We start from the raw sequence: 25,883 nt of genomic DNA, 5'->3' as shown, positions 1-25,883 counted from the left end.
TCTTGTAAGCTTAGCATATGGACAATAACAAGCCTTTCAAAATATTTGTTGTTGAAGACGATGATTGGTACAACAGACTTCTCGTTCACAACCTGTCACTGATACCGGACTACGAAATTGAGTCTTTTACCAGTGGGCAGGAATGCTTGAAAAACCTGCACAAACAGCCAGATGTTGTGACCCTGGATTACCGTCTTCCGGACATGAAAGGCCTGGAAGTGCTGAAAGAAATAAAAGCTATCAACGATGAGATCCAGGTAATTCTGATTTCGGAACAAGACGATATTGAGGTAGTCGTTGAACTGCTAAAGCATGGCGCTTACGATTACATTGTCAAGTCGTCCGATGTAAAAGAACGCTTACTCAATACGGTCAATAACATTCGTCAGGGCAGCCGGCTAAAAAAAGAGATTGTTACCCTGCGCCAGGAAGTTAAAAAGAAATACAGCTATCAAAATACCATCATCGGAAACAGCCCGGCGGCAGAGCACATCTTCTCGCTCATTGAAAAAGCGACCAGAACCAACATTTCCGTCACCATTACCGGAGAAACAGGAACAGGGAAAGAACTGGTTGCCAAGGCTATTCACTACAACTCCAACCGGGCTAAGAAACCGTTTATCCCGGTTAACGTAGCTGCTATTCCGAAAGATTTAATTGAAAGTGAACTGTTTGGACACGAGAAAGGGGCCTTTACCGGAGCCGCTTTTCGCCGCATCGGAAAATTTGAGGAAGCCCATGGGGGCACTTTGTTTTTAGATGAAATGGCTGAACTGGACATTTCTCTCCAGGCCAAGCTATTAAGAGCCCTACAGGAAAAAGAAATTATTCGCATAGGCAGTAACGATCCGGTAAAAACCGATTGCCGAATCATTATCGCCACCAACCGGAATCTGCTTGAAGAGGTTAATGCCGGAAACTTCCGACAGGATTTGTATTACCGCCTTTTCGGCCTGCCAATTGAGCTGCCCCCATTGCGCGACCGGGGAAACGACGTGATCGTATTGGCCAAGCATTTCATTCAGGCTTTCTGCAAGGAAAACCAAATGGAGGAAAGGACGCTCACCGCCTCCGCCAGTAAAAAGCTGCTTGCTTATTCATTTCCGGGAAATATCCGCGAACTCAAATCAGTCATTGAGCTGGCTGTTACCTTGTCGGACACCACCGAAATAACGGAGGAAAGCCTCGTATTTGGTGGTCAGAACATGATGGATACCTTACTCGCGGAAGAACGCAGCATGCGCGAATACAACATCGAAATTGTGAATCGGTTCCTTGAAAAGTATGACAACAACATCAAACTGGTAGCTGAAAAACTCGACATTGGGGTGGCAACAATCTACCGGATGCTGAAAGAAGAAAAAACAAAGCTGTAACGTTTCGCTCTAAATTCTCATTTTGAGAAAAAAGCATTCAAATTGACACCTTAGCGGAAAATTCACAAAAACACACCACCCACAATACCAAACACTTAACTCATTCTCATTTTCGTGGCACATCCCTTGCCTATCCGTATCCATATAAATCTAAATGGATGGAGGATACTATCATGGATAATACACGAAAAAAACAATTAGGAATTATACTTACAGCTGTTGTTGTTGTTTTACTGGCAGCAGTTGGGTCAATCTATGTTTACACTCAGAAACAAACTGAAGTCGAAACTTTGGCTTCAGAAAACATGAACCTCAACGAACTTATTGAAGGACGCGATTCCGTCGTGAATGAGCTGGTAACTGCTTTCAACGATATTGAAAACAACTTGAAATTCATCAAGGAAAAAAGAAAGCAACTATCAATTGAGCAAAACAAAGAAGGAGGCATTGATCAAAAACAGGCCATTCTTGAAGACATCAACCTGATGAATGAAATGCTGGAAGAGAGCAGCAAGCATATAGATGATCTGGAAAAAAAACTAAAAAGCTCAGGCATTAAACTGAATAGTTTCCAGCAAAAAATTGCCTCCCTATCGCAAACAGTTAATCTTCAAACCGCCGAAATGACAGAACTTCGCAAGGTCATTGAAGAAAAAGAACAGCAAGTGGCCGACTTGAACCAGAAAGTGGAAACCATGGAGTTTGAAATTGCCAAACAAACCGACACGCTGGAAAGCAAACTCAACATTATTGACCAACAAACCTTGGAGTTAAACACCGCCCACATCGCATATGGAACCTATAAGGAACTGAAAGAAAAAGGCCTGTTAACCAAAGAGGGAGGTTTCCTATGGATTGGTCAGAATAAAACAATTCAGGAGAATTTTGACGAAGAGTATTTCACGGAATTAAATATTCAGGAGACGAAAACCATTCCGTTACATTCGAAAAAAGCAAAAATTATTTCAGAACATCCAGCTAATTCTTATACCTTAGTAGAAGAAGATGGACAGGTTGCTTACCTGCAAATTGAAGATCCCGAGGAATTTTGGAAGATTTCAAAATACGCTATAATCGAAGTTAAATAACTCATAAACAACCAGAATACAGTTTATGATTAAAAAATAAAAACCCCAAAAAGAAAGTTAGTTAATTATGAGAAATCAAAAATTAAGAAAAAACTCACTTTTCACAATTGCACTTTTAGCACTGAGCACGCTCTTTGTTGCCTGCTCACAAGATGATAACAACATTGAGAACCTGGATGGAAAAGGCCGATTGACAGTTAATATTACAGATGCGCCCTTCCCCATTGACATTGTTGATAAAACAGTAGTAACCATTGACCGGTTAAGCATCGGCTCTGCCGCAAAAGGAGAGGAAGAAGGCAATTTCCTGGTACTTTCAGAGGAAGAACGTGAAATTGACCTGCTGGACCTAACGCATGGAGTAACTCTGGAACTGGCTTCGGTTGATATCGATGCAGGAACTTACGACGAGATTAGATTACACGTTGTGGATGCCAAAGTTTTACTGAAAGATGGCACCGAGTTCGACCTGAAAATTCCGAGCGGTAGCAGCAGTGGACTGAAAATAAAGATAGCGCCTGCGGTAACGATCGAAGAAGGATTGGAATCAACCGTTCTACTGGATTTTGATGTCAGCAAATCCTTTGTTATGCAAGGCAACATGAACACGCCAGCGGGCATTAAAGGATTCCTGTTTAAACCAGTTATTCGCTGCGTATTCGAAGGCTTTACCGGACAAATTGAAGGAACAGTTACGGACACTTCAGCAGTTGTTTTACCCAACGCGCTGGTAAAAGTATGGAATCTGACTCCTGAAATGGAGCCTGACACCGTTGTCACTTCCGGCTTTACAAACGAAACCGGCTACTATAAAATAATTGGTCTTCCTGAAGGTACCTATCACCTAACCGGAGAATTGGAAAATTATGAACCCCTTCTAATCGAAGAAGTAGCTGTTGAATCCAAAGTGACCACAACCGTTGACTTCGAGCTGACACCTGTTGAACCAGAAGCGCCTGCAGAAGAAACAGGCGAATAAGTATTAAGCACACTCAAATCTTCACGTATATATTACAACACTCAAAATGCCATCCGGACAGAGGTTCGGGTGGTATTTTTGTTTTTAGGCACTGGCGATAACGCTCCACTGCTCACCTCCCCTAAAACAGCTAAGGCCAAACCATCCCTTCTAGCTTTCCCTGCTTGTTTACCCGAACAATACTTCTCCGGACACTTAGCACTTTTTACAATACAAAAATCGGCTATCACAGCTGCTGTCAGTTAAAATTCAATACCGATGTAATGAAAAGACGCCATATACGTCTTAATTTTGAATGCAGACAAGAATGAACAGCATATGTTAGCCAAAGAGTTTAAGACATTAATCCTGCCATTAAGTAGAAAACTTCATCAGTTTGCCTCCAGGCTTACTCAAAATGATGAAGTAGCCAGGGATGTTGTTCAGGATGTATTCCTGAAGCTTTGGCAAAAACGCAGCAGTCTGGGGCAAATCGAAAACATTGAAGCCTTTGCCATGCGCATGATCAGAAACAAGTGTTATGACCTGCATCGGGGGCATCGAACCTATTCGCTGGAAGAGCAACAGAGCAGCTGGCACGAAGAAGAAAAAAGTGACCTGAGAGAGGAGTTGGATTTGTCGGAAACAGCCCGGATTATCAAAAAGCTGATCAACCAACTGCCTGAGCTACAACGAAAGGTGATGCACATGCGTGACATTGACCAGTTGACTTATGATGAAATTGTTGATCAAACAGGATTAAACATCAACGCCATTCGGGTCAACCTATCGCGGGCACGAAAAAAAGTAAGAGACGAATTATCTAAATATCAAGATTATGGATTTGAAAGAAATCAAACAAATACTGCAAAAATACTGGGAAGGTGAAACGACGGAGCAGGAAGAGCGGTTATTGACCGATTACTTCAACTCCAATAACATCGCTCCGGAATTGCAACAGGAACAACCCTTTTTTGCGGGTTTAGCTGAACTGACAGAGGACAAGCGAGATGAAGCTTTGGAAGAAGACATCATGAACCATATTCTGGAGCAAGAACACCGCGAAAAGACACACTACCGATGGTTGTGGCAAACAGTAAGCGGCATTGCAGCAGCCTTGATGATTGCAATTTTGGCCGTAAACCTGACGAGCAATCAAAAACCCTGGCAAGATACATACAGCAATCCGGATCAGGCTTACGCAAAAGCTTCAAGCACCTTGCAATATGTAGCCGGGTATTACCAGAAAGGCATGAAGGGACTTGAACCGGTAAAAACCATCAATCAGGCCTCTACTCCCCTACACTCAAGCCTCAACAAGCTTGAGAAGGGATTTCAGGAAATACAAAAAGTGGAAATAATCAATGAAAAACTAAAAAAACAATAATCATGAAAAAGCTCATTTTGATACTGATTTGCCTGATCCCGCTTTTGGGGATGGCTCAGAAAAACCCTGTGGACAAATTATTTGAGAAATACGCCAATAAAAAAGGACTGACAACGGTCAACATCAGCGGAGCCCTCTTAAGCTTTGCCAGCAAAATAGATAGTGGTTCTGCCGAAGCCAATGTTCTTTCAGGCCTTGATGGCGTCCGGATTCTGGCTGTTGATGATGATGAACTTAACCGGTCGCTCGATTTCTACAAAGAACTGGAAGCCGACGGATTCTTCAAAAATCATCAATATGAGGTTTTGATGGAAGTAACTGAAGCCAATGAAGTGGTTCGCTTTTTTGCCCGGGATGCTGGAAACGGCAAATTTTCGGAATTACTCTTGGTGGTTGGCGGAGATGACAATGCCCTGATTAGCATTCGTGGCATCATTGACCCGGAAAACATCGGAAAAATTACCGGAGCATTGGATATTGACGTTCTATCCGATGATAAAAAGAAAGAGCAATAGATTCATGTCGTAGATTGAATACAAAAAAAAGGGAGGTTTTAACCTCCCTTTCTTTTGTATTATCTTTTCATCATGCGCATTACACTGCATCACTCAATTCAGCACCTGGCTTGAATTTTACGACTTTCTTTTCAGGAATTTCAATAGGAGCTCCAGATTGTGGATTTCTTCCTGTTCGTGCACTACGAGTTGAAACCGCGAAAGATCCAAATCCGATTAAGGCAACACGGTCACCGTTTTTTAAGGCGTCAGTTGTAGATTCTACGAAAGCATCCAGTGCTTTTTTAGCATCCGCTTTAGTTAGACCAGCTTTTTCAGCAATTGCGTCAATTAATTGAGCTTTGTTCATAAGAAAAACTTGTTTAGGGTTAAAAATAAACTGATTAAAATAACTTTATAATTAATACACTTTAAATCCAAGGCATAAAAAAAGAATTTAAACTTTCTAAAACCTTAGTAAAATCGGTGCTTTCGAAAGCTTAAATTTTACGTTTTATAAAATTCTAAAATATGATTCAATTTTGCAACCTTTATTGAACTTTTTTTTTTTTCTATTTCAAAGATTTTTTCTGCCTATTATTTTTGTGTTTCAAAAAATTCATATACTTTTGCCGCCATATCCACGGAGAGATGGCAGAGTGGTCGAATGCGGCGGTCTTGAAAACCGTTGATCTTCACGGATCCGGGGGTTCGAATCCCTCTCTCTCCGCAGACCACCAAAAAGCTGTAAGCAATTCGCTTACAGCTTTTTTTTATTCATACCACCCTCAAAATCCATTTAACAAATTGCATATAAAGTCCAATGAAAAGGGGAAAGGGCTAGTCCCTCATACCAATTCACCAGGTTTTAGCCTACTCCAAAAGCAGCAAAGACCATTATTATCTTTGCTAGGAATGCTTTTTTAAAAATACAATCCTAAAAATCCATTGTGTTTCAAAAAATTCATATACTTTTGCCGCCACATCCACGGAGAGATGGCAGAGTGGTCGAATGCGGCGGTCTTGAAAACCGTTGATCTTCACGGATCCGGGGGTTCGAATCCCTCTCTCTCCGCAGACCACCAAAAAGCTGTAAGCATTTCGCTTACAGCTTTTTTTATTTATACACTCGTAAATTCCGTTTAACAAATAGCATCTAAAGTCGCATAAAAAGAAAAAAGACTATCCTCCCCGACTAATTCTGGAAGGCAGTAAGGCATTTTTCCCAAGATTCTGCGAGTGTATTTCGGTATAACTCCCCTTCACAAAGCACAAAAACCACCAAAATCCATTAATCTGAATCATAATTCCGCTTCACAAATACCCATTTCTGGTGATTGTAAGGTCCTCCTCTGCCCGCTTACTTTGTACCTCACAATACATAAACACATAGTATCAATTCTTAACCTTATTTACAATGTTAAAACTATCAACATCTCTAGCTATTTTCATATTTATAGTCAACCTAAATACCACATTTGCTCAAACAGCTAAAGGAATTGTTTACGATGAAAACAATAATCCGCTACCCTATGCCAGTGTAATGATCGAAAATTCAAGACAAGGAACCATCACCAATGTATCGGGTCATTTTTCCATCCCCAAAATGCCACTTGGGCGCCAAACCCTTGTTGTAAGCTTCATCGGCTACCGAAAAACAAGCAAAGAAGTTGTCATTAAAGCGAATTCGACTGTTGATGTAAACTTCCACCTGGAAATGGATCCCAATTCAATTAATGAAGTTGAAGTATTTGGCAGCCGCTACAAACAACCCGAAAAAATTGCAACTATTACGCGTATGCCCTTACGCCCAAGTGAGCAAATTCAAAGTATTTCCGTTATTTCAGAAAAAATGATTGCTCAACAAGGCGTTCAAACTATTACGGAAGCAGTACAGAACATTCCGGGTGTAACCCTTTTTGGATCCTACGGAGGAGTGCGCGAAAGTATGAGTATTCGTGGCTACCGGGGCGTACCAGTCCTCAAAAATGGCGTTCGTATTGATTCGGACTTCCGCACAGGCTCAGCACTATCCGAAATGCAGGGTGTAGAAAGCGTTCAGGTAATCAAAGGTTCTGCAGCCATTACTCAAGGATTGGGTAATGATTTAGGAAGCCCCGGCGGTATTATCAATATTGTAACCAAAACTCCCAAGTTTGAAAACTCAGGAGAAGCTTCCCTCCGACTAGGTAGCTGGGGCTATGTGCGTCCCGCCTTCGATGTGCAGGGAATTTTGAATGAGCAAAAGACAGTGGCCTTCCGCCTGAATGGAGTCTTCCAACGGGCCGATAATTACCGTCCTGTGATAAACAGCAACCGCGTTTACATCAACCCATCAATGGAATTTAAGCCCAATGACAAAACCAAAATCACCGTTGAGCTGGACTATTTGAATGATAACCGGACACCACATACCAGCACGGTAAATTTGGCGCCAAATGACACCGAAAACTTTTACGACCTGCCTTTTGACCAATTTCTAGGTTTTGATAAGGACAATGCCAATAACAAAACCTTAACCTATGCAGCAAGAGCCAACCGAATCCTGACCGATCATTTCAGCCTACGCGCAGCTTATTTTCACTCTTCTTACCAAGTGGACAATACTTCAAGTTCTGTTTCAACGGTTGTTGATGGCGACTATTCCAAACGCGCCCGAAGTCTTTCCAGATCGTTGAGAGATGACCAAAATTCCACTTTTCAACTCGACTTTATTGGTCAAGATATCTACACGGGTGACTTCAAACACACCTTCCAGTTCGGGTTTGACTATAAAACGACCAAGCTAAGCACCACAAGCTTTGGCTCCGCTTTTATCGATACAATCAATGTCACCCAGCCAGTCATTAACAACACCTTGGGCGATGTCAATCTAACGAAACAAAGCCCCGTTGAATCAGAGAGCTCTTCCTATGGCTTTCTAGCTCAAGAAGTCTTAAGCTACAAGGAGTTCATTCGAGCCATTTTAGCTTTACGATACAGCTATTCGAGTGCCATCAATACAAGAAGCGTAGGCCCGATTCCGGGCGACGCCTGGAATCCGATGCTTGGATTAATGATCAGTCCCATTAAAAACATCAACCTGTTTGGCTCTTATTCAACCACTACCAGTTTACGTTCTGCTGCAAGGTTGATGGCCGATGGCGGCGAAATTGGCCCATCAAATACCAAGCAGTTTGAGGTAGGTTTAAAATCTGATTGGCTGGATAATAAGCTGCGTTTCAACTTTACCTATTTCGATATTATTACCGAAAACCTTTCAAACACCGAATACATTGAAGGCACCAACCAACCCACTGGTTATTACTTTAAAGCCGGTGATTTAAAACGCAATGGAATTGAAACAGAGCTAAGTGGACGGTTAACTGATGACCTTCAGGTAATTTTAGGGTATGCCTACCTGGATGCCCGCTATGAAAACAGTCCATCCTATGTTGATGGGTCTGTTCCTATGAATGCGCCAGAGCACACAGCCAATGGCTGGGTTTATTACTCCTTCAACAAGAATGCCTTGCAAGGCCTGTCATTGGGCTTAGGAGCCTATTACGTTGGAGAGAAACCTTCCAATGAATATTTGGTCAAACCAGACGGACATGGTACACCGGTAGGAACCAAGCCATTTAATATGCCGGCTTACACAACCGTAAATGCACAAGTGGCTTATGCTACAGGAGACTTTACAATCCGCGCTTTTCTCAATAATCTCTTCGATCAAGTAGGATATAATGCCTACTTCCGGGGTGGTTACATCAACCAAATTGATCCTCGAAATTTTGCAGTAACGCTATCCTACCAGTTCTAATAGCAACAAGCAAAGTCCCCGCCCTCCCATGGCGGGGACTTTCATCCAAACATACAAGATCATTCATGAGAAACTTTATCGAAAAAATCCATTTATGGCTGGCTCTTCCTGCAGGCTTGATTGCCACCATTGTTTGCCTGACCGGAGCAATACTTGTTTTTGAGCAAGAACTATTGGAATGGTATTATCCCGAACGGTATTTTGTTGAAGAACAGACTATCGGTACTCCGCTTCCGCTTCACGAGCTGGTTGAGAAGGTAAACGAGCAGTTGGAAGAAAATTCGGTAGCCAGTGTAAAAATTACTCCCGATCCTGATCGAACATACACCATGGGTTTACAAGAAGGATTTCGCGTGAGTGCCTTTGTCAATCCCTACACCGGAGAAATTAAAGGCTACCATTATTTTCTGGAAAGTTTCTTTTATAAAATGATGGCCCTCCACCGCTGGCTCATAGATGGAAGCCGGGAACTGGGAAAAGTAACTGTAGGAATCACCACCATCATTTTTGTCATTCTATTAATTACCGGCATGGTTTTATGGGTTCCTGTCAATAAGAAAAAGTGGCGCCAGCAATTCACCGTGAATGTTCGTTCGGGTTATAACCGGTTTTGGCGTGACCTTCACATCACCGTAGGCATGTACGCCTTTTTACTGCTGCTCATCTGCTCCCTCACCGGGCTGATGTGGTCGTTTGGTTGGTACCGGAATACGGTTTTCAGCTGGTTTGGCATTGAACAGCAACAAGGACAAGGGAAGAAAGGAAAATCATCGTCACCCAAAGAGGCAATAAACAGCTTGCATTGGGGTCAGGCTTTTCTGGAGTTGGCTCAGAAAAATCCGGGCTACCAATACATCCGAATTCAAGATCAGGCAGCAACAGTACTTGCCAAGGATGCTGTTCATAAGCGGGCAGCAGACAAATACACTTTTGATAAAAGCAGCGGGCAAATAAACTCCGTAAAGAAGTACCAGGAAGATATGAGCTCTTCCAAAATTATGACTTGGGCTTATGCGCTCCATGTTGGAGATTATGGAGGCTATTGGGGACGCGTGCTCACCTTTTTAGCATCGCTTGTTGGGGCCAGCTTGCCACTAACAGGCTACTACATGCTTTATATCCGAAAGCGCAAAGCGTACAAAAGCAAACGAGCACTCAAAAAACAGCTTGAGTTCTGAGGGGTTGTCAAAACAAAAACCACGGAGCTTGGAAATAAAAAACGGAGGCGCAATTTTTACATTGGCCTCCGTTAGCACTACTCTCTAATCAATCCTCGTTCTCTGCATTTTTGAATAAACTTCTGATTGTTTTCCTCTGAATACTGACACGTAGCCAACATTCTCACCAACCGATGCTTATCTGTTCTTTCCATTTTGTATTGAAAGACGGGAAATGCATTCCGTCATCAACACTATTTCTCCCAGCTCACAACGGCTGACTGCACATTGTCAGAGCTTGAGCCAACCATGATTTCAAAATCTCCGGGTTCCCACCCAAATTCCAGGTTGAAATTGTAAAACGCCAGATCATTAGCTGTTAATTCAAACGTAACAGTTTTGGTTTCACCTCTTTTTAAGGCTACTTTTTGGAACCCTTTCAACTCTTTTACCGGACGGGTTACAGAAGCCACCACATCGCGCGTGTACAACTGAACCACTTCTTCGCCATCAAAATTTCCGGTATTGGTAATATCAACCGATACTTTCAGGCTTTCATTTCCTTTCAATTTGGTTTGGCTAAACACCGGTTTGCCATACTCGAAATCGGTGTAGCTCAAGCCATAACCAAATGGGAACAGCGGGCTGTTAGGCGCATCCAGGTAGTTCGATTTGAACTTCATAAACGTATCTCCATCCTGAGGACGTCCGGTAGTCGTCATCCGGTAGTGAATTGGGATTTGACCAACGTTGTGTGGGAAGGTAGCTGTTAACTTACCTGAAGGGTTATAAGCTCCGAAAAGCACATCAGCAATCGCATTTCCAGCCTCAACACCAGGGTGCCAAACATGCAGCAAAGAAGTCGCCAACTCATACTCCTCACCAATTGCCATTGGGCGTCCACTCATCATCACCAACACCAAAGGCTTGCCAGTTTTTGCCAAAGCACGAACCAGTTTCTTTTGGCTTTCGGGTAACGAAATATCTGTCCGGTTAGCCGACTCACCGCTCATTTCAGTAGCTTCACCAATCACAGCAACGACCACATCTGATTGTGCAGCCAAGTCCAAGGCTTCGTTCAACATTTCCTCGGCACTACGTTTATCAATATCGATACGTGTTCCGAATACATTCACTTTTTTAGCAAACTCAACATCATCCGAAATGTTAGCTCCTTTGGCGTAACGAACTTTCACCTTGCGACCACCAACATTCTCCATTCCCTCCAAAATGGGAATTGAAAGTTGTGGATTCCCTGTTGGAGCCCATGTTCCAAGCATGTTATTTTTGTTGTTTGCCAATGGTCCAACCAAGGCAATTGATCCGCTTTGAGATAACGGAAGTGTATTCATTTCGTTTTTCAGAAGGACAAAAGAACGAGCAGCAGCTTCGCGTGCCACCTGGCGGTTCGCCTTCGTCAGAATGTCTTTTTTCGGACGTGAATCATCAGCATAACGGTAAGGATCTTCAAACAAGCCTAACTTATACTTGGCTTCCAATACCCGGCGACAAGCCAATTCGATTTCATCCAGGGTAATTTTGCCTTCGTCCAGTGATTTCTCCAGGGTAGTCAGGAAGCCTTCACCAACCATATCCATGTCCAAGCCTGCTTTTAGCGACAAAGCAGAAACAGCTTGCAAATCACCCATTCCATGAGCAATCATCTCGTTAACAGAAGTATAGTCTGAAACGACAAAGCCATCAAATCCCCACTGATCACGCAACAAGTCAGTCAACAACCACTTGTTTCCAGTGGCAGGAATTCCATCCACGTCATTGAATGAAGACATCACTGATCCCACTCCAGCATCAATCGCAGCTTTGTACGGAGGCAGGTATTCGTTGAACATGCGAATACGGCTCATGTCTGTTATGTTGTAGTCGCGACCCGCTTCCGATGCACCGTACAAAGCAAAGTGCTTCACGGTAGCCATCATAGTATAAGGGCTGGTTAGATCATCGCCCTGGTATCCACGAACCATGGCTTTGGCAATTTCTGACCCCAGGAAAGGATCTTCACCAGCACCTTCAGCAATACGTCCCCAACGAGGATCGCGTGCAATATCAACCATCGGTGAAAAGTTCCAGAAGATACCGTCTGCAGTTGCTTCTTTTGCAGCCACGCGTGCTGTTTTTTCAATCAACTCCATATCCCAGCTCGAAGCTAAGCCAAGTGGAATTGGGAACGTTGTTTTGTACCCATGAATCACGTCTGACCCAACAAGTACAGGAATTCCCAAGCGGCTTTCTTCCACAGCCAACTCTTGTGTTTGACGAACTTTCTCGGGGCTGCTCACCCCAAAAATTCCACCTACCAAACCATCCTTCAGTTTGGATTCAACCCCGGTGCTCACTGCTGAACCTGTTGGAATTCCTCCTCCTGGAGTAATCAAGTTCAACTGACCGATTTTTTCCTGAAGTGTCATTCGCCCCATCAATTCATTAATGTAGGCATCCATCTCAGCTTTATCCGTGTTTTGTGCCTGCACCTGCACTCCCAATAAGACCCAAAGGGCCGCAAAAATTAATCGATTCACCTTCATCTTCTAACTATTTATTTTCTGTTCTAAAATCTATTCGTGTGTTAAAACAACATCCCTCACAGTGAAATCATGTCCATCCTTCACCAGGTATTCATCCGTATAGGGCGAGTAGCTTCGTACCCGAAGCGTGTTGTTTTTGGTATTCAGCTTCAGAATTCTCAGGAACCCACTTCCTCCTTCTTTCGATCCTTTCACGCCTTCCTGATAATTGGCCAGGAATTGATACACCGAGAAGCCAGCATCATTGATGCTAACCAGGTTGCCAACTCCTCCATTCAGGATATGCCCTGAAAAGACAAAGCGGATATTAGCATGCCTTCGGATTAACTGATCCCAAAGTTGCTCGCCATCGTGAACCGCATCAGCTCCAACTCCAGCTCCTACCCCATAGCCCTGCGGACGCCAGTAATCCCCTTCCCCCTGACGGGTACTGTCTGAATACATGTAACAATGCGTATTGACGATGACATTGTAGCTGGGATGCTGCTCCACCAGTTCGTTGGCCCAGTCAACAACAGCCTGCCGGGGACCAAATTCCAAACTAAGCACCATCCAACGAAGGTCGCCATGTTCCATCAAGTAGAAGGCATTGTCCATTTTCCCCGGTTCAAACGTTCCGGCAAAAGCAGGAAGTTTTTTCATGGTGGAAACCGGAAAAAAGGAGTTGAACAAGTCCGAATTCCGAGTATCGGCAAACTTGCCGGGCATACTCCCCATGTCATGGTTACCAAGCGCCAACACATAAGGAACCTTTTCATCCAAACGGCTAAAAGCTTCCCGGACAATGGTCCATTCCTGTTCGTTGTTATTCTGCGTTAAATCACCTTGCTGCAACACCAAATCGATGCTGTCAGCATTGGCTGCGATCCAGTCAATCTGGCTAGACAAAATATGCGGGGACTTCTCAGCATAAGTTTGTGTATCCGGCAACAACACAATGGTCATCTCATCGCCACCATCATTGCTGCACGATCCTACAAACAAGCCTAGCAACACGACAAGCCAATATCCAATATGATTATTCGCTAATTTCATCTTAATCAATTTTAATGACCTTGGTTGATTCTGAAATTCCATTTTCATTGAATGCTTCAATGCTCATGTAGTAGGTTGTATTCTTATCAAAGCAGCGCATCAGCAACTCAGTATCTTCGTACACAAGCCATGAGTGGTACAATTTGTCCGGAGCAATCCCCCAACGAATATTGTAACCCTGCGCTCCAGCCACTTCCTTCCAGCTGGTTGAAACATCACGACGATCCTCGTGACGCTGAACCTCAAAGTCTTTTACTTTGCCGGGCTTTTTACCAAAGCCGGTTCCAAACACCCGGATTTCAGACATGGCCAAGTTCTTTCCAGGAACTTCAATGTTTTTATACCGAATGAAACGAGCTTTTTGAGGCTGGGTTAGCACGATGTAAGCGTTGGGCGAGTCCTTGTAGCTTTTGCTTCGATCCACCACCGTCTTCCAGTCTTCGCCATTTTCTGACACTTCAATCGTGAAGCAATGGCGTAAACCTTCGGTACGTGTGTAAATTCCAGACTCATGATCATGAAAATTCAGTTGAATGGCATTCACCATTCCGGGCTGAAGCATTTCGATTTTTATCCATTGCTGATCGTCGTTGGCATCCGCTACCCAGTAGGACTTCGGACTTTCATCAGTCAACACTTCTGAGGTAATTTCCCCTGCACTGTTTTTCACCAACGGCATATTCGTGATGTCAAAATCATTATCGGTCGATGTACTTTTTCGGATCTGCATCTGCGAAGAAGAAACCGTCGTTTTTCCGCGATAGGACAACAGCATCCAACCACAATGCTGGCCGGCTTTCGTCGGATGATCCGGCCCAAACCGCGGATAATCACCGTAATGCGTATTGGAATGCATCAAGCCTTCGTCATCAAAATAAGTTGGGAACATGCATAACCGGCGCTCCCAGTGCGAGTTCGACGCCAGCGCCATGGTTCCAAAGTGCCAATACTGCCCATTGGTTTGTTTCACGGTTATCCCATGTCCGGCACCATTGGTAAAGCCTCCGGGTTTAAAACTCATCGGGTTGTTTTTCATGTAAGTGAATGGCCCCAGTGGAGAATCGCCAACATAAACACCATCACCATACACATTGAACTGCGTTCCCGGAGCCGCATACTGCAAGTAATATTTGCCGTTGTGTTTGGTCATTGAAGCCCCTTCCATATACCCTTCTTTTAGGGTTGGATGGAAGTTATTTTCGCCGAACCGCTCCCAACCATGCTCTTCTTCATTCAGGTTGATCAAGTCTTTTTTCACCCCTGTTTCCAACATGCGGTCGTTTTTATTCAACTCTTTCACCCGTATCGGGTGCACATTAGAAGATCCCCAATACAAATAGGTTTTCCCGTCATCATCGATAAATAATTCAGAATCCTGAATGTTATTGGAAATCGATGCTGTTGGGGTCCATTTTCCACTTTTGGGATCGTCTGAGTACAGAATACTTCCATAACCCGCAGGATCGCCCGCAAAGTAAATCACTGAATCTTTGTAGTTGAAAGCTGTGGGGGCATTGCACCCTTCAAAAAACCACTGTGCTGGCTTGATGAAATCCCAATTCACCAAGTCCGTTGAATGCCAATAACCAAACGAACGGGTGACAAATAGGTAATACTCTCCCCGAAACTCGACAACCGCCGGGTCGGCCCCTGAACGATAGGAAATGTTCTTGCTGGAATTATAAACCATATAGGTATAATCAATATCCAAAGGGTTACAATACGTATTGCATACCGACTGTGCGTTTCCCATTCCCGGGATTGCCGCGAAAAGCAGAGTCGCTAAAGCTAAACGTTGAAATACTCTTTTAATCTTCATTTTATCTCTTTATTTAATATCTGAAACCTTACAAACCCACCAGCTACTCAGCGTTTGATTAATAGTTTGGCTTGTTTTATCGCTTTGTCATTCTGAATTCGGAGCAGGTACAATCCTTCGGCCCAGGCTCCACAATTCAGTTCCAGGTTGGTCCCGGTTAGTTGCAACTGCTCACTCCAAACCATTCGTCCGTCCATAGTATACGCCTCCAGCAACCAGTGGTCATTTGATTGAAAGTCACCAACCAGGTAAACCCGGTTAGCAGCCGGATTGGGATAAACCTGAAAGCTTCTCGTTGTCAGTGATTCATCCACATCGGTAGCCAATTGATAGTCAAACCCAAGCTTATCCAGGCCGGCCTGCACATCGTCATCTTGCATCACCAAATCCCATAAAAGTCCGGTCCGGTAATTTTCCAGCATCACCACAATTGGCCCTTGATCAATACCAATGTAGGACTCCTGAACCCAGTTCCGCTCATCGTTAAAAGCGTCGTACGGACCATATTCTCCGAATAATTCCTGTCCGCGCTCGCGATAGAAATACTTCAAGGCCCGTAAAGACTCTTCCGGAGTATAGGGCATGCTGGACAAAGCGGCCGTTGGGCTTATCGTTCCATTATCGTTCGAGTAAGGTTGATGCGCCGAATAACCGCCTGGATCATCGCTGGCTGTTAGTCCCCAGCACCTTTCGCTGTAATTTTTAAAGCCCATTGGGTTAGCCACAGCATACGCATGATGAATACGCGCTGTGTTAACATGCTCCGTCCAATAGTCAGCATACTGATCTTTCAATCCCTTCGGATCTAATCCGAGATGGGCATAATGAATCCAGAAAAGTGGACCGCCCCAATCCGGCGCCAAGCTGATGGGATAATTGTAAAAAGTCCGGGGCCTGACCATGTTACCATTCCGTGCCCAACCTTGTTCGTACACTTCTTTGTTGATGCCATAGGTCGGCGACGAAGCAGCCATGACGTAGGTGACTAAACTTTCATTCCAACCACTCACCTGCAGGTTCTTTTCAAAACCAATTCGTGGTGACCAGTGCCAATACAGCACTTGCTGACCATCTTGTTGATACCAGCTCCATTCAATTTCTTTCCACAATTGGGTCGCTTTCTCACGTATTTGTACCGATTTAGTGTCTCCATCCTGAAAGTAGTTTCTCAAGGCAATCAGCGCCTGAGCCACAAAACTTGTTTCCACGAGATCGCCACCATCATCATCGGGTGTAAAAGCCTGAGTTTTTAGTGTATTGCCATCGTACCAGTGCGACCAGGCGCCATGGTGACGTTCACAGTTTTCCAGAAAATCGAGAATCATCAAAATCCGGTCTTTTACCTGCTCTTTTGGCCGATACTCCCGTTCGTGAGCAACAATCATGGCCATTAATCCCATGCCGGTTGCTCCGGAAGCCACCGTCCGGCCATTGCCGTTGGAGCGCTCCAAAGCCATTCCACTTGCTTGATGTGCCCCTTCCCAGAAATAACGGAAAGCATACTCCTGCGTCATATCAAGCAGCTGATCATCGGTATAATCCTCCAGCTCAACCGACTTATCCACCGAAGAAGATTCAGCGCCCTGATAAACCGAGCTTACCCGGTAATGCAGAGTCGCATTTTTACCTTCTTCGGGGACAAAGTCGAGGCAATTGTTCTCTGTTGTTTCCTGACGTAATGTATAGTTTTCACCGCCATCAAATGAGGCATAAATTTTATAGGTCAATCCTGCTTGAGGAGCGGTCCAGTTCAGCTCTACATGGCTGTCGTAACCAGCCACCTGCAGGTCTTCAACCGGAGGAATTTGCTCCAGGCTTTTAAACGCACTGATTTCGTCGACCAGTAACAGGCGCGAAAGCCCGTTTTTTTCAGATTGGCCAAAAACAATGGCCTTAACCCGGGTAAAATCCAATGCGCTATTCTCCGGGTCACTTGTAATTTCTTTTATCGGAAACGTAATACGTGTCCACTTTTGTGCGGGAATGGAAGGATTAAATGCACCTAAGGCATAGCGTCTGGAATCATCGTCAGCACCCGTTGATTTGGCAACCCGCAGGCCAATCAGCGGTAAAGCCGATGATGGAAGTTCATTTTCAGAATAAATATAGCAAGCGATCGAGTCCAGGGCTGTGAGGTCAGCATTTTCCCACCCGGGACGATGAATCCGAACGATCCAGTTGCCGGATTCGGAAGAAGTGTAATTAAATTTCAAGGCCGATTGTCCCTGAAAGGCTGTTTCGGAGCAAGGAAGCTTATCATTGTATTGCGGTGCCCCCGGCGGAAATGTGTATTCAAATTGACTTTCTCCGAGACTGCTCAAATCAACCAGTCCCTGATCATAGTAGCCGTTGGTAGTTCCTTCTGCAAAGAAATACACTTGCTGAGCCATGCCAGGCATGCACAGCATCAAACCGAAAAGCATTAAAAGCCCTACCGGGATTGTTCGATTGTTTATCATTTCAAGGGTATTTTCTGTGCGATTTGGAACTTATTGGGGAATAGTATCTCAGGCTAAGCTAAGTAGAGCAAAGTCACTATAGTCATCGTTGCTGCAGCATTCTCGTCTCCTGCCAACGATCTGTCAGGCATAAAAACCTGCGAAGACCATTACCAGCCTTCGCAGGGGCAGATTGTTATTAATAGCTGAATCCTAAGCGATCCAGCCCACGTTGCACGTCTTCATTTTTCATGAATAAATTCCACAACAAGCCGCTCCGGTAATTTTCAATCATTACCGGGATTGGGCCCTGATCAATTGCCAGATAGCGCGGCAACGACCAATCAGCAGTAACGCTGTATGCATCGTAAGGGCCGAATTTGCCAACAAGCGAATCAGCTTCGGCATACAAGTATCTCAGCATTTGCATGGATTCTTTGGGGGTATACGGAAAAGAAGACAAGGCTGCCGTTGGGCTAATAACCCCCAGATCGCCGTTACCCGGACGATGCCCTGAGTAACCATCCACCGAATAGCTCGAGGTGAAACCCCACTGCTTTTCGCCATAGCCTTCGAAGCCCTTCGGGTTGTCTACCGCATATTTGTAATGAATCATGGCCTGATTCTGGTTCAGTTGCCAATAGTCTCCGTACTTGTCAGACAAGCCTTTGGGGTTCAATCCCAAGTAGGAATAATGTGCCCAGAACATTGGTCCGGTAGGTTCATTCACATTTCCATAGAAATTCAGAACCGTATTTAATCCATAGTAAACGGTATCGTTGGAAATAGCGCCGTCCTGCGCCCAGCCTTTATGGTAAGCTTCGGGCTGAATGGCATGTGTTGGAGAAGCTGCTGCCAGTACATACATGATCAGGCATTCGTTATAGCCACTGACTGGCATGTTCATATCCCAACCATAATTGGGTGACCAGTGCCAGTAAAGCACATCTTCGCCACCTTTGGTGTACCAATCCCACTCAACTTCTTCCCACAGTTGATTGATGTCGGCTACCAACTGCATCTCGGCGTCGTTTCCGCCTTCAAAATATTCAGCTACCGTTAAAAGTCCCTGAATCATAAACGCAGTTTCAACCAGGTCACCCCCATCATCTTTTTTACTGAATGGCTTTACTTTACCGGTTTTACCTTCGAGCCAGTGTGGCCACACCCCATGAAAACGATCAGCTTTTCCCAGGAAATCCACAATTCGCTGATAGCGCTCCAAGGCTTGTTCGCGCGTAATATAACCACGCTCAACACCAACCAAAATTGCCATCACTCCAAAACCAGAGCCCCCCAAAGTAATCACATCCTGATCGTTTTGCGGATAAACGCCATCCATATGAATGCGCTCGCGAGCCATCCCGGAGTTGGGTTCAGCTCCCTCCCAGAAATACTGGAAAGTCTGGTATTGAATGGTGTCCAACAGTTGCGTATCTGACAAATCAGCATAGGAGGATCCCTTCTGGGGTGCATGGGTGCATGACACTCCCATCAACAACAGTAAGCCACCTAATATTAAATGTTTCATTGCACGTATTTTATTTGGTAGTCTGATTTTCTGAATTCAATGAGTTTGAAAAAGAAAACCAACCATATTTTGCGAAAAAAGAACACCTTTATTTCACCAGTATATTTTATGGGGAGGAGAAACAAGGTTCACCTTCTGGTAGAAATTAACTTTTAAGATGAAGGCCGCCCGGAATTCCAAGCAGCCTTCCATACTTAAAAGAAACCTAACTAAACTATTTCTTCTTTCTCCTTATTTCTCGTTCCCCATAATGTTCTGGATCTGCGCCTGGCTTAAAGCCTTGTTGAACAAACGAAGTTCATCCATCGCACTCTCGTCAGAGTTGTGGCCCCATTCGTTAAACCTTGGCGCGCCCGACATGATTGAAAGCACGTCGCATCCAGTCCAGTCAATTCCTGTAAACGCTACTTGTTTAGCAACTTCACCATTGATATAAATTGCACATTCTGTATCTGAAATGGTAAAGGCCAGGTGTACCCACTCTCCGGTTGTTGGGTCAACATCAGCTGCCGAGGCACCATCCACCCAAAGATCAGCTTCGCCATTTCCTACATTCAGTTTAAAGCGTTGCTTGCCAGCAGCATCTTCTCTGAAAAAACGGAACCCACTTTTACGGTTGTTCTGTTTGTCCGGATAACCCGCGTTGGCCGTATCCTCTGGCCCCATCGTCAAAATTCCGGCGCGGTCTGGTGTGGCATTCACCTTCATCCAGAACACAGCAGTGAATTCATTCGAATGAAACTCCTCACCCGGCAAAGTCAGGTAAGCAGCTGAGTCGCCCACATAAGCCTGACCGATTTTTCCTTCAGCAAAAGCTGGAGTCCCAACAACTGTTGCCTCCGTTTCTGTCAACAGGTTCATGTAAAACCCGCCTTCGAAAGGCATGTACAAGATTTCGTCCGCATACCTGGCAATGTATTTATTGGTCACCACAAAATCCAGGTTTTCAGTTGTTGTTTTGCCTGACAGGTCAGTTGCTGTTACAACCAATGAGTAGTCGCCAATGGTAACGGCTGTTTGTGACAGGGTTTCCAACACCCGGCGGTAATCTTTAAAATCGCTGTATTCACCGATAACCTGCTCATTCAGCGTTACCGTGAATTGTTGCACTTCAATATCATCAGTTACTTCAAATTTGAAGTCGATGTCCGTTTGCTCATCGGTAAACGGGATGGTGATATCTCCGGTTGGGTAATTAATCTTCACAACCGGGGCTTCCGTATCTTCGCCGGGAGCAACAGGCGTTATCGAGTCAATTCCCTCATTGCATGCAACAGCAAACAAACCGGCCACCGCTGCAGTGAATATGTATTTTAATGCTTTCATTTTCATTCAATTTTTAGTGATTGGTTACTTTTGAGCTGCCCCCAGGTTTGGCAACAAATCCACTTGGTTTTGCGGGTAAGGCAGGAACGTCAGTTTTTCAGAAAACGAACGTCCTTCATAACTTAGCTCATCATATTTGCCCAAGCGAACCATATCGCTGTAGCGAATTCCCCACTCCATACCTAATTCGGCAAATTTCTCATCCATCACTTGCTCAAGTGTCACACCGCTCAGGTTGCTCAATCCGGCACGTGCGCGAACCGTATTAACCGCTGCATCGGCAGTCATGGCAGAGCTGCTTGCTCCCTGAACCAAAGCCTCGGCATGCATCAACAGGATTTCAGCATATCGAATTGCGATCATGTTTTTGTTTGACCCATAACGCGTACGTCCTGGTGTTAACTGATCTGAAGGCAGGTAATGCTTCCCACTTGAGAACATGGCCCGTGAAAAGTCATTAATCACATCACCCGAAGGCGTTGTATTGGAAATCCAAGCTGGCAAAGAGGTGTATTTGGGATCTTTTTTAATCTCGGCAATACCTCTGTCTGTAAACAGGACACTGGTTTCCAAGCGAGTTTCCTCGCCACGGTCCAACATAAACTTGATCCATTTCAGGCTAGGCTCATAAAAGCCCCAACCGCCATCGGCACCTTTTACTTTAGGTGACCAACCTTGTGGTCCTAAAGCGGCAAACTCGTAATAAACCATGTCACCTGAGCTTTGGCCAAAATCAGAAGCTTGCAGCTCCAATAGGTTTTCGCTGCTCAGTTTTCCGGGAATCTTGAACAAGTTGTAAAAATCAGCTTCCAACGAAAATTTACCGGAGCTAATAATTTGAGAAGTCGCATCAGCAACCCCCTGGTAGTTTTTCAATTCCTGATTAGCCAAGGCTTTAATGGCTAAGGCAGTGTATTTAGTAACTCCACCAGGAATATCTACACGCTCATTGGGGCGTAGGGCTGGCAAATAAGGAAGCGCTTCATCCATTTGATCTGAAAGGTGTTGCATCACCTCATCTTTGCTGGCCACATCCAAAACCAGTAAGTCAGACGGGTCAGAGCTTGTTGTGATAAACACATCACCCCAAACACGTGACAACTGAAGCAACAACCATCCGCGAAGTACTTTGGCTTCAGCAATGTACTGATCGGCCTTAGCGGTATTGCTGGCAAACTCTTTATACAGCTCAATTTGCTCCATGGCTGAATGCGTGTCAAAAATATCCGCATACAGGTTTTGCCAGGTTGAGTTGTACATCCAAAAGTCCTTATTGTAGTTGAACTTGTCCATTTCTGCAAAATCCTGCTGATCACCCAATCCTCCGGCATTCACATCGTCACCACGAACCGACATCAAGGGGAAATCTTCCCAGCCTCGTGAGTTGAATTCAGCGTAAGCACCGATCAAAGGCAAAATCATGTCCTCTGTTTTGGTGTAGTCCGTTTCTTCGGTGAAAGAAGTATTCTCTTTCGGTTCGTCCAGTAAATCATGACAGGCTGAGGCTCCGAACAATACAGCGCCCAAAGCAACCATCTTGATTGTATATTTTCTTAATTTCATAATTCTTCCTTTTTAAATCGATTAAAATTTAACATTCAGCCCAATCGTGTAAGTCGCAGGGATTGGGTAGGTTTGACGATCAATTCCATTAGCAACTTCCGGGTTGAATCCGTTGTAGTTAAATACCGTTAACGGACGATCAGCCGTGAAAGTGATTTTGGTATTTAGAATTTTTGTTCCGAAGAAATCCTTGCCATTCAGATTATAAGCCAACTGAATGTTTTGAATGCGCCAGAACGATCCGTCTTCAACAAAGAATGAACTTAGTTTTTGGTTCCATCCTTTTCTCAATGCTGCAGAAGAAGGGTATGAATTGGTTGTTCCTTCACCATGCCAACGGTTAACGGCCAGGTCAGCATCCATATTCAAATCAGGTGTCCAGATTACTTCACCTCGTTTGCGGTTCAGAATCTTGTTTCCGGACTGCCCTACCAGGCTGGCTGAGAATTCGAAATTTTTATAGTTAAGCCCCAGGTTGGCGCCATACATGAAGTTCGGAAAGTAAGAACCCAACACCACGCGGTCGTCATCATTAATTTGGTTATCACCGTTTTGGTCACGGTAGATAAAGTCTCCGGGAACCAGGTTGTTGGCTACGGCAACAGGATCAGCCTGAATTTGCTCTTCATTCTGATAAACACCAGCTACTTCGTATCCGAAGAATGCCATTAAAGGCTCACCCACCATTGAACGCTGGCGGAATTCAGCTGAACCACCATCAATGTATGGCTGTCCGTACAAGTCGCGAACCTCGTTTTTCAAGGTTGAAATATTGGCTCCAATGGAGTAGCTCAAATCTTTAGTAATTTCATCATTCCAGTTCAAGGCTAACTCAAAACCAGAGTTACGAATAACTCCTACGTTACGCAACACACTGCTTCCTGTTGAAGGAATTTTTACGCGAATTGCGGCGTTCTCCGTGTCACGGATATAATAATCTGCTTCAACAGACAAGCGACTGTTAAACAGACGAGAAGACAATCCAACGTTAGTTTCCTCCGTTACTTCCCATTTCAAAGAAGAGAAGGTACTGGCAGTGGTTGTTCCACTGTATAGAATATCGCCCAAAGAGGTTGTTACAACATTGGTAGTTGAAGCACCATCGCTGGCCTGAATTTTATCGTTTCCAAGCCGTCCCCAGCTGGCACGCACTTTCAGGAAGTCGATCACATCAATTTCTTCCATGAAATTTTCTTCAGACACAACCCATCCGGCACCAACCGTTGGAAAGTAACCCCATTTTTCCTGGTATTTTGAGCTACCGTCGGCACGCATGGTACCGTAAACCAGGTAGCGGTCGTTAAAGTTGTAAGAAATACGGCTGAAGTAAGAGATTCCGTATTGTCTGCTTCCACCGTCACGTACAGCGGTAGTCGGAATGTTCGCTAAATCAGACTGACTAATGTACCAGGCTTCTTCCTGATCAACCGGAAAATTCACGCCTTGAGCAGTCAGCATGTCATAAGCCTCGTCGCGGTATGAAGTACCGGCCATAACGGTCCATTTGTGTTTACCGTAGCTATCGTCGTAAGTCAAAACATTGTCCCAAATCTGGTTTGAATAGGTTTCGCTTCGCTTAGTCAGCGTGGCATCAACCCGCTTAAAGTTGGTACTAATGAAATAAGGTAAAGCCACATCCCGGTTATTCAGAGACGTAAAGTTGTGGTTGTAGCTTGTTTTAAACGACAGTTTTTCGGGAATCACATCTACCTTGGCATAGAAATTAGCCAGGACTTTACGAATCTTCATCCGACGATTATTGTAGTCAATGGCGGCAAAAGGGTTCTGTCCTCCGCGATACCCAATGTGCTCTGCACTCGCGTATTTTGTTGGCCAGGCATCGGTGTTCAATTCATCATACACCGGCATAATTGGTACGGCCCAGTAAGCCATACTCCACGCACTTGACTCCTGGCTGTATTTGGTTGCATTACTGAAAATCATGTTACCACCAATGGTAAACCAATCAGTTGCTTTGAAATCAACTTTTGAACGAAGGTTAAAACGCTCATACTCGTTTTTCATATCCAGAATACCTTCTTGCCCAAAATAGCTGGTTCCTAATGAGTAAGTTGCCTTGTCGCTTCCACCGGCTACACTCAAACTATGGTTTTGGATCGGAGCAACACGCATAATCTCATCGTACCAATCGGTATTTACGTCTGGCACGTTAGGATTAATCCGGCTTCGACCGTAACGCTGCATGGCTTTGTAAATATTATCAATAGCAGTTTGAGAGCCAGACTCCATAGCCATCGTTGTAAATTGCTCTGCATTGGCCATCTTCAGCACATTTTGAGCCACCTGCATTCCGTAGTAGCCATCGTAGGTAATCTCTGATTTTTGATTGGTTTTTCCCGATTTGGTTTCAATCAAAACAACCCCATTGGCTGCACGCACACCATAAATAGCAGCGGCCGAGGCATCTTTCAAAACAGAGATTGAAGCAATATCCGACGTATTCAGGAAGTCGATATTGTCAAAGAACATTCCATCAACCACATAAAGCGGCGCTTCATTATTACTTCCAGGATAAGACCCGATTCCACGTACACGAATGGTCGGTGAATCGCCGGGAGCACCACTGCTCACCACCTGCATTCCAGCCACCTTGCCCTGCAAAGCCTGCATGGCCTGCCCGGCCGGAGTCTTCTGGAGCTCATCAGAGTTTACTGTAGAAATAGAAGAAGTAAGGTCCTTCACTTTCAGCTGGCCATAGCCAACCACAACGACTTCATCCACCAACTCAGTCGACTCTTCCAGTTGTACATTAATAACAGTCCGGTTACTTACCGCAACTTCCTTAGAACTTAAACCAACAAAGCTAAATACAAGCACATCTGTATTGGCTGCTTTAATGGTATAATTTCCGTCAAAATCAGTGATTGTTCCGGACGTTGTGCCTTTAATAATAACACTAACCCCTGGAATAGGCTCTCCAGTTGAAGCTTCAGTTACATTTCCCGTTATCGCATTTTGTTGCGAAAAAACCGAGGTAACCGAAAAAATAAAGCAAAATAGAAACATTAGTTTTTTCATCGTACACCTTTTTGATTCAGTTTGTGCAGCTAATCTACACTCCCCACAATATTTTAAGAAAAATTCACATACACTTCTAATTCTCTTAACATGGTGAAGTGAGTATCACACCTCATCAGTACCTCACACCTTAATACAATAAATCCTGCAACCAGCTGTCTATCAAACATGAATTACCTCATCACTTCTCACTTTTTTAAACTTTAAACGAATATGATATAAAACATGTTTTTCACAAAAAGTAACAAATATCAGCTTTCAAAAGCCGCAATCAATTGCTCCATGAACCAACTAACTGTAGACATAACCCCTAGAATTGCTATTTTT

Annotated in this window: 17 protein-coding genes and 2 tRNA genes; 10 read left to right on the top strand and 9 right to left on the bottom strand. The window is 44.4% G+C overall.

Annotated features, from left to right (window positions below; all coding sequences use genetic code 11):
* Nucleotides 1-17 precede the first annotated feature (17 nt).
* The 6 genes from Q1A18_RS11740 (at nt 18) to Q1A18_RS11715 (ending at nt 5,324) form a co-directional block, all read left to right on the top strand.
* Entirely contained in the window at nt 18-1,376 is a 1,359-nt protein-coding gene (locus tag Q1A18_RS11740) for a sigma-54 dependent transcriptional regulator (protein WP_299580078.1), read from the top strand.
* 158 nt (nt 1,377-1,534) lie between these two features.
* Complete coding sequence (locus Q1A18_RS11735) at nt 1,535-2,464, top strand: hypothetical protein (RefSeq protein WP_299580075.1); 930 nt, start codon at nt 1,535-1,537, stop codon at nt 2,462-2,464.
* 67 nt (nt 2,465-2,531) lie between these two features.
* Nucleotides 2,532-3,443 (top strand): DUF4382 domain-containing protein, encoded by a 912-nt coding sequence (locus Q1A18_RS11730; protein WP_299580072.1) that lies wholly within the window; start codon nt 2,532-2,534, stop codon nt 3,441-3,443.
* 318 nt (nt 3,444-3,761) lie between these two features.
* Entirely contained in the window at nt 3,762-4,310 is a 549-nt protein-coding gene (locus Q1A18_RS11725) for an RNA polymerase sigma factor (protein WP_299580069.1), read from the top strand.
* Nucleotides 4,261-4,809 carry a hypothetical protein gene (locus tag Q1A18_RS11720; RefSeq protein WP_299580066.1) on the top strand — a complete coding sequence of 183 codons (549 nt, stop codon included), beginning with the start codon at nt 4,261-4,263 and terminating at the stop codon, nt 4,807-4,809. Before Q1A18_RS11725 ends, Q1A18_RS11720 begins: the two co-directional genes overlap by 50 nt.
* 2 nt (nt 4,810-4,811) lie before the next feature.
* Nucleotides 4,812-5,324: a DUF4252 domain-containing protein gene (locus Q1A18_RS11715; RefSeq protein WP_299580063.1), complete on the top strand. Its 513-nt coding sequence runs from the start codon at nt 4,812-4,814 to the stop codon at nt 5,322-5,324.
* A 79-nt stretch (nt 5,325-5,403) separates the two neighbouring features.
* Here Q1A18_RS11715 and Q1A18_RS11710 read toward each other — a convergent pair whose 3' ends face one another.
* Complete coding sequence (locus Q1A18_RS11710; RefSeq protein ID WP_299580060.1) at nt 5,404-5,673, bottom strand: HU family DNA-binding protein; 270 nt, start codon at nt 5,671-5,673, stop codon at nt 5,404-5,406.
* A 275-nt stretch (nt 5,674-5,948) separates the two neighbouring features.
* Between Q1A18_RS11710 and Q1A18_RS11705 the strand changes: the two genes are divergently transcribed.
* The 4 genes from Q1A18_RS11705 to Q1A18_RS11690 all read left to right on the top strand — a co-directional run bounded on the left by Q1A18_RS11705 (nt 5,949) and on the right by Q1A18_RS11690 (nt 10,283).
* A tRNA-Ser gene (locus Q1A18_RS11705) sits at nt 5,949-6,033 on the top strand.
* Nucleotides 6,034-6,293: 260 nt separating this feature from the next.
* A tRNA-Ser gene (locus Q1A18_RS11700) sits at nt 6,294-6,378 on the top strand.
* A gap of 342 nt (nt 6,379-6,720) precedes the next feature.
* Nucleotides 6,721-9,105 carry a TonB-dependent receptor gene (locus Q1A18_RS11695; RefSeq protein ID WP_299580057.1) on the top strand — a complete coding sequence of 795 codons (2,385 nt, stop codon included), beginning with the start codon at nt 6,721-6,723 and terminating at the stop codon, nt 9,103-9,105.
* A 65-nt stretch (nt 9,106-9,170) separates the two neighbouring features.
* Nucleotides 9,171-10,283 carry a PepSY-associated TM helix domain-containing protein gene (locus Q1A18_RS11690; protein ID WP_299580054.1) on the top strand — a complete coding sequence of 371 codons (1,113 nt, stop codon included), beginning with the start codon at nt 9,171-9,173 and terminating at the stop codon, nt 10,281-10,283.
* Between the two features lie 233 nt (nt 10,284-10,516).
* Here Q1A18_RS11690 and bglX read toward each other — a convergent pair whose 3' ends face one another.
* From bglX to Q1A18_RS11650, 8 genes are all read right to left on the bottom strand, one after another.
* A complete protein-coding gene (bglX, locus tag Q1A18_RS11685) occupies nt 10,517-12,805 on the bottom strand; it encodes a beta-glucosidase BglX (protein WP_299580051.1) in 2,289 nt (762 codons plus the stop codon).
* A 30-nt stretch (nt 12,806-12,835) separates the two neighbouring features.
* Nucleotides 12,836-13,840, bottom strand: a complete 1,005-nt coding sequence (locus Q1A18_RS11680; RefSeq protein WP_299580048.1) for a metallophosphoesterase — start codon at nt 13,838-13,840, stop codon at nt 12,836-12,838.
* A gap of 1 nt (nt 13,841) precedes the next feature.
* On the bottom strand, nt 13,842-15,659 hold the full coding sequence (locus Q1A18_RS11675) for a family 43 glycosylhydrolase (protein ID WP_299580045.1): 1,818 nt from the start codon (nt 15,657-15,659) through the stop codon (nt 13,842-13,844).
* A 47-nt stretch (nt 15,660-15,706) separates the two neighbouring features.
* Complete coding sequence (locus tag Q1A18_RS11670; protein ID WP_299580042.1) at nt 15,707-18,118, bottom strand: glucoamylase family protein; 2,412 nt, start codon at nt 18,116-18,118, stop codon at nt 15,707-15,709.
* 178 nt (nt 18,119-18,296) lie between these two features.
* Entirely contained in the window at nt 18,297-19,628 is a 1,332-nt protein-coding gene (locus Q1A18_RS11665) for a glucoamylase family protein (RefSeq protein WP_299580039.1), read from the bottom strand.
* Between the two features lie 231 nt (nt 19,629-19,859).
* A complete protein-coding gene (locus Q1A18_RS11660; protein WP_299580036.1) occupies nt 19,860-20,954 on the bottom strand; it encodes a LamG domain-containing protein in 1,095 nt (364 codons plus the stop codon).
* 24 nt (nt 20,955-20,978) lie between these two features.
* Nucleotides 20,979-22,517 (bottom strand): RagB/SusD family nutrient uptake outer membrane protein, encoded by a 1,539-nt coding sequence (locus Q1A18_RS11655; protein WP_299580033.1) that lies wholly within the window; start codon nt 22,515-22,517, stop codon nt 20,979-20,981.
* A 21-nt stretch (nt 22,518-22,538) separates the two neighbouring features.
* On the bottom strand, nt 22,539-25,556 hold the full coding sequence (locus tag Q1A18_RS11650; RefSeq protein ID WP_299580031.1) for a TonB-dependent receptor: 3,018 nt from the start codon (nt 25,554-25,556) through the stop codon (nt 22,539-22,541).
* Nucleotides 25,557-25,883 lie beyond the last annotated feature (327 nt).

The sequence above is a fragment of the uncultured Sunxiuqinia sp. genome (assembly GCF_947495665.1).
Classification (GTDB): Bacteria; Bacteroidota; Bacteroidia; order Bacteroidales; family Prolixibacteraceae; genus Sunxiuqinia; species Sunxiuqinia rutila.
Note: the sequence above shows the minus strand (reverse complement) of the source record. Positions and strands in the feature narration are given on the sequence as shown.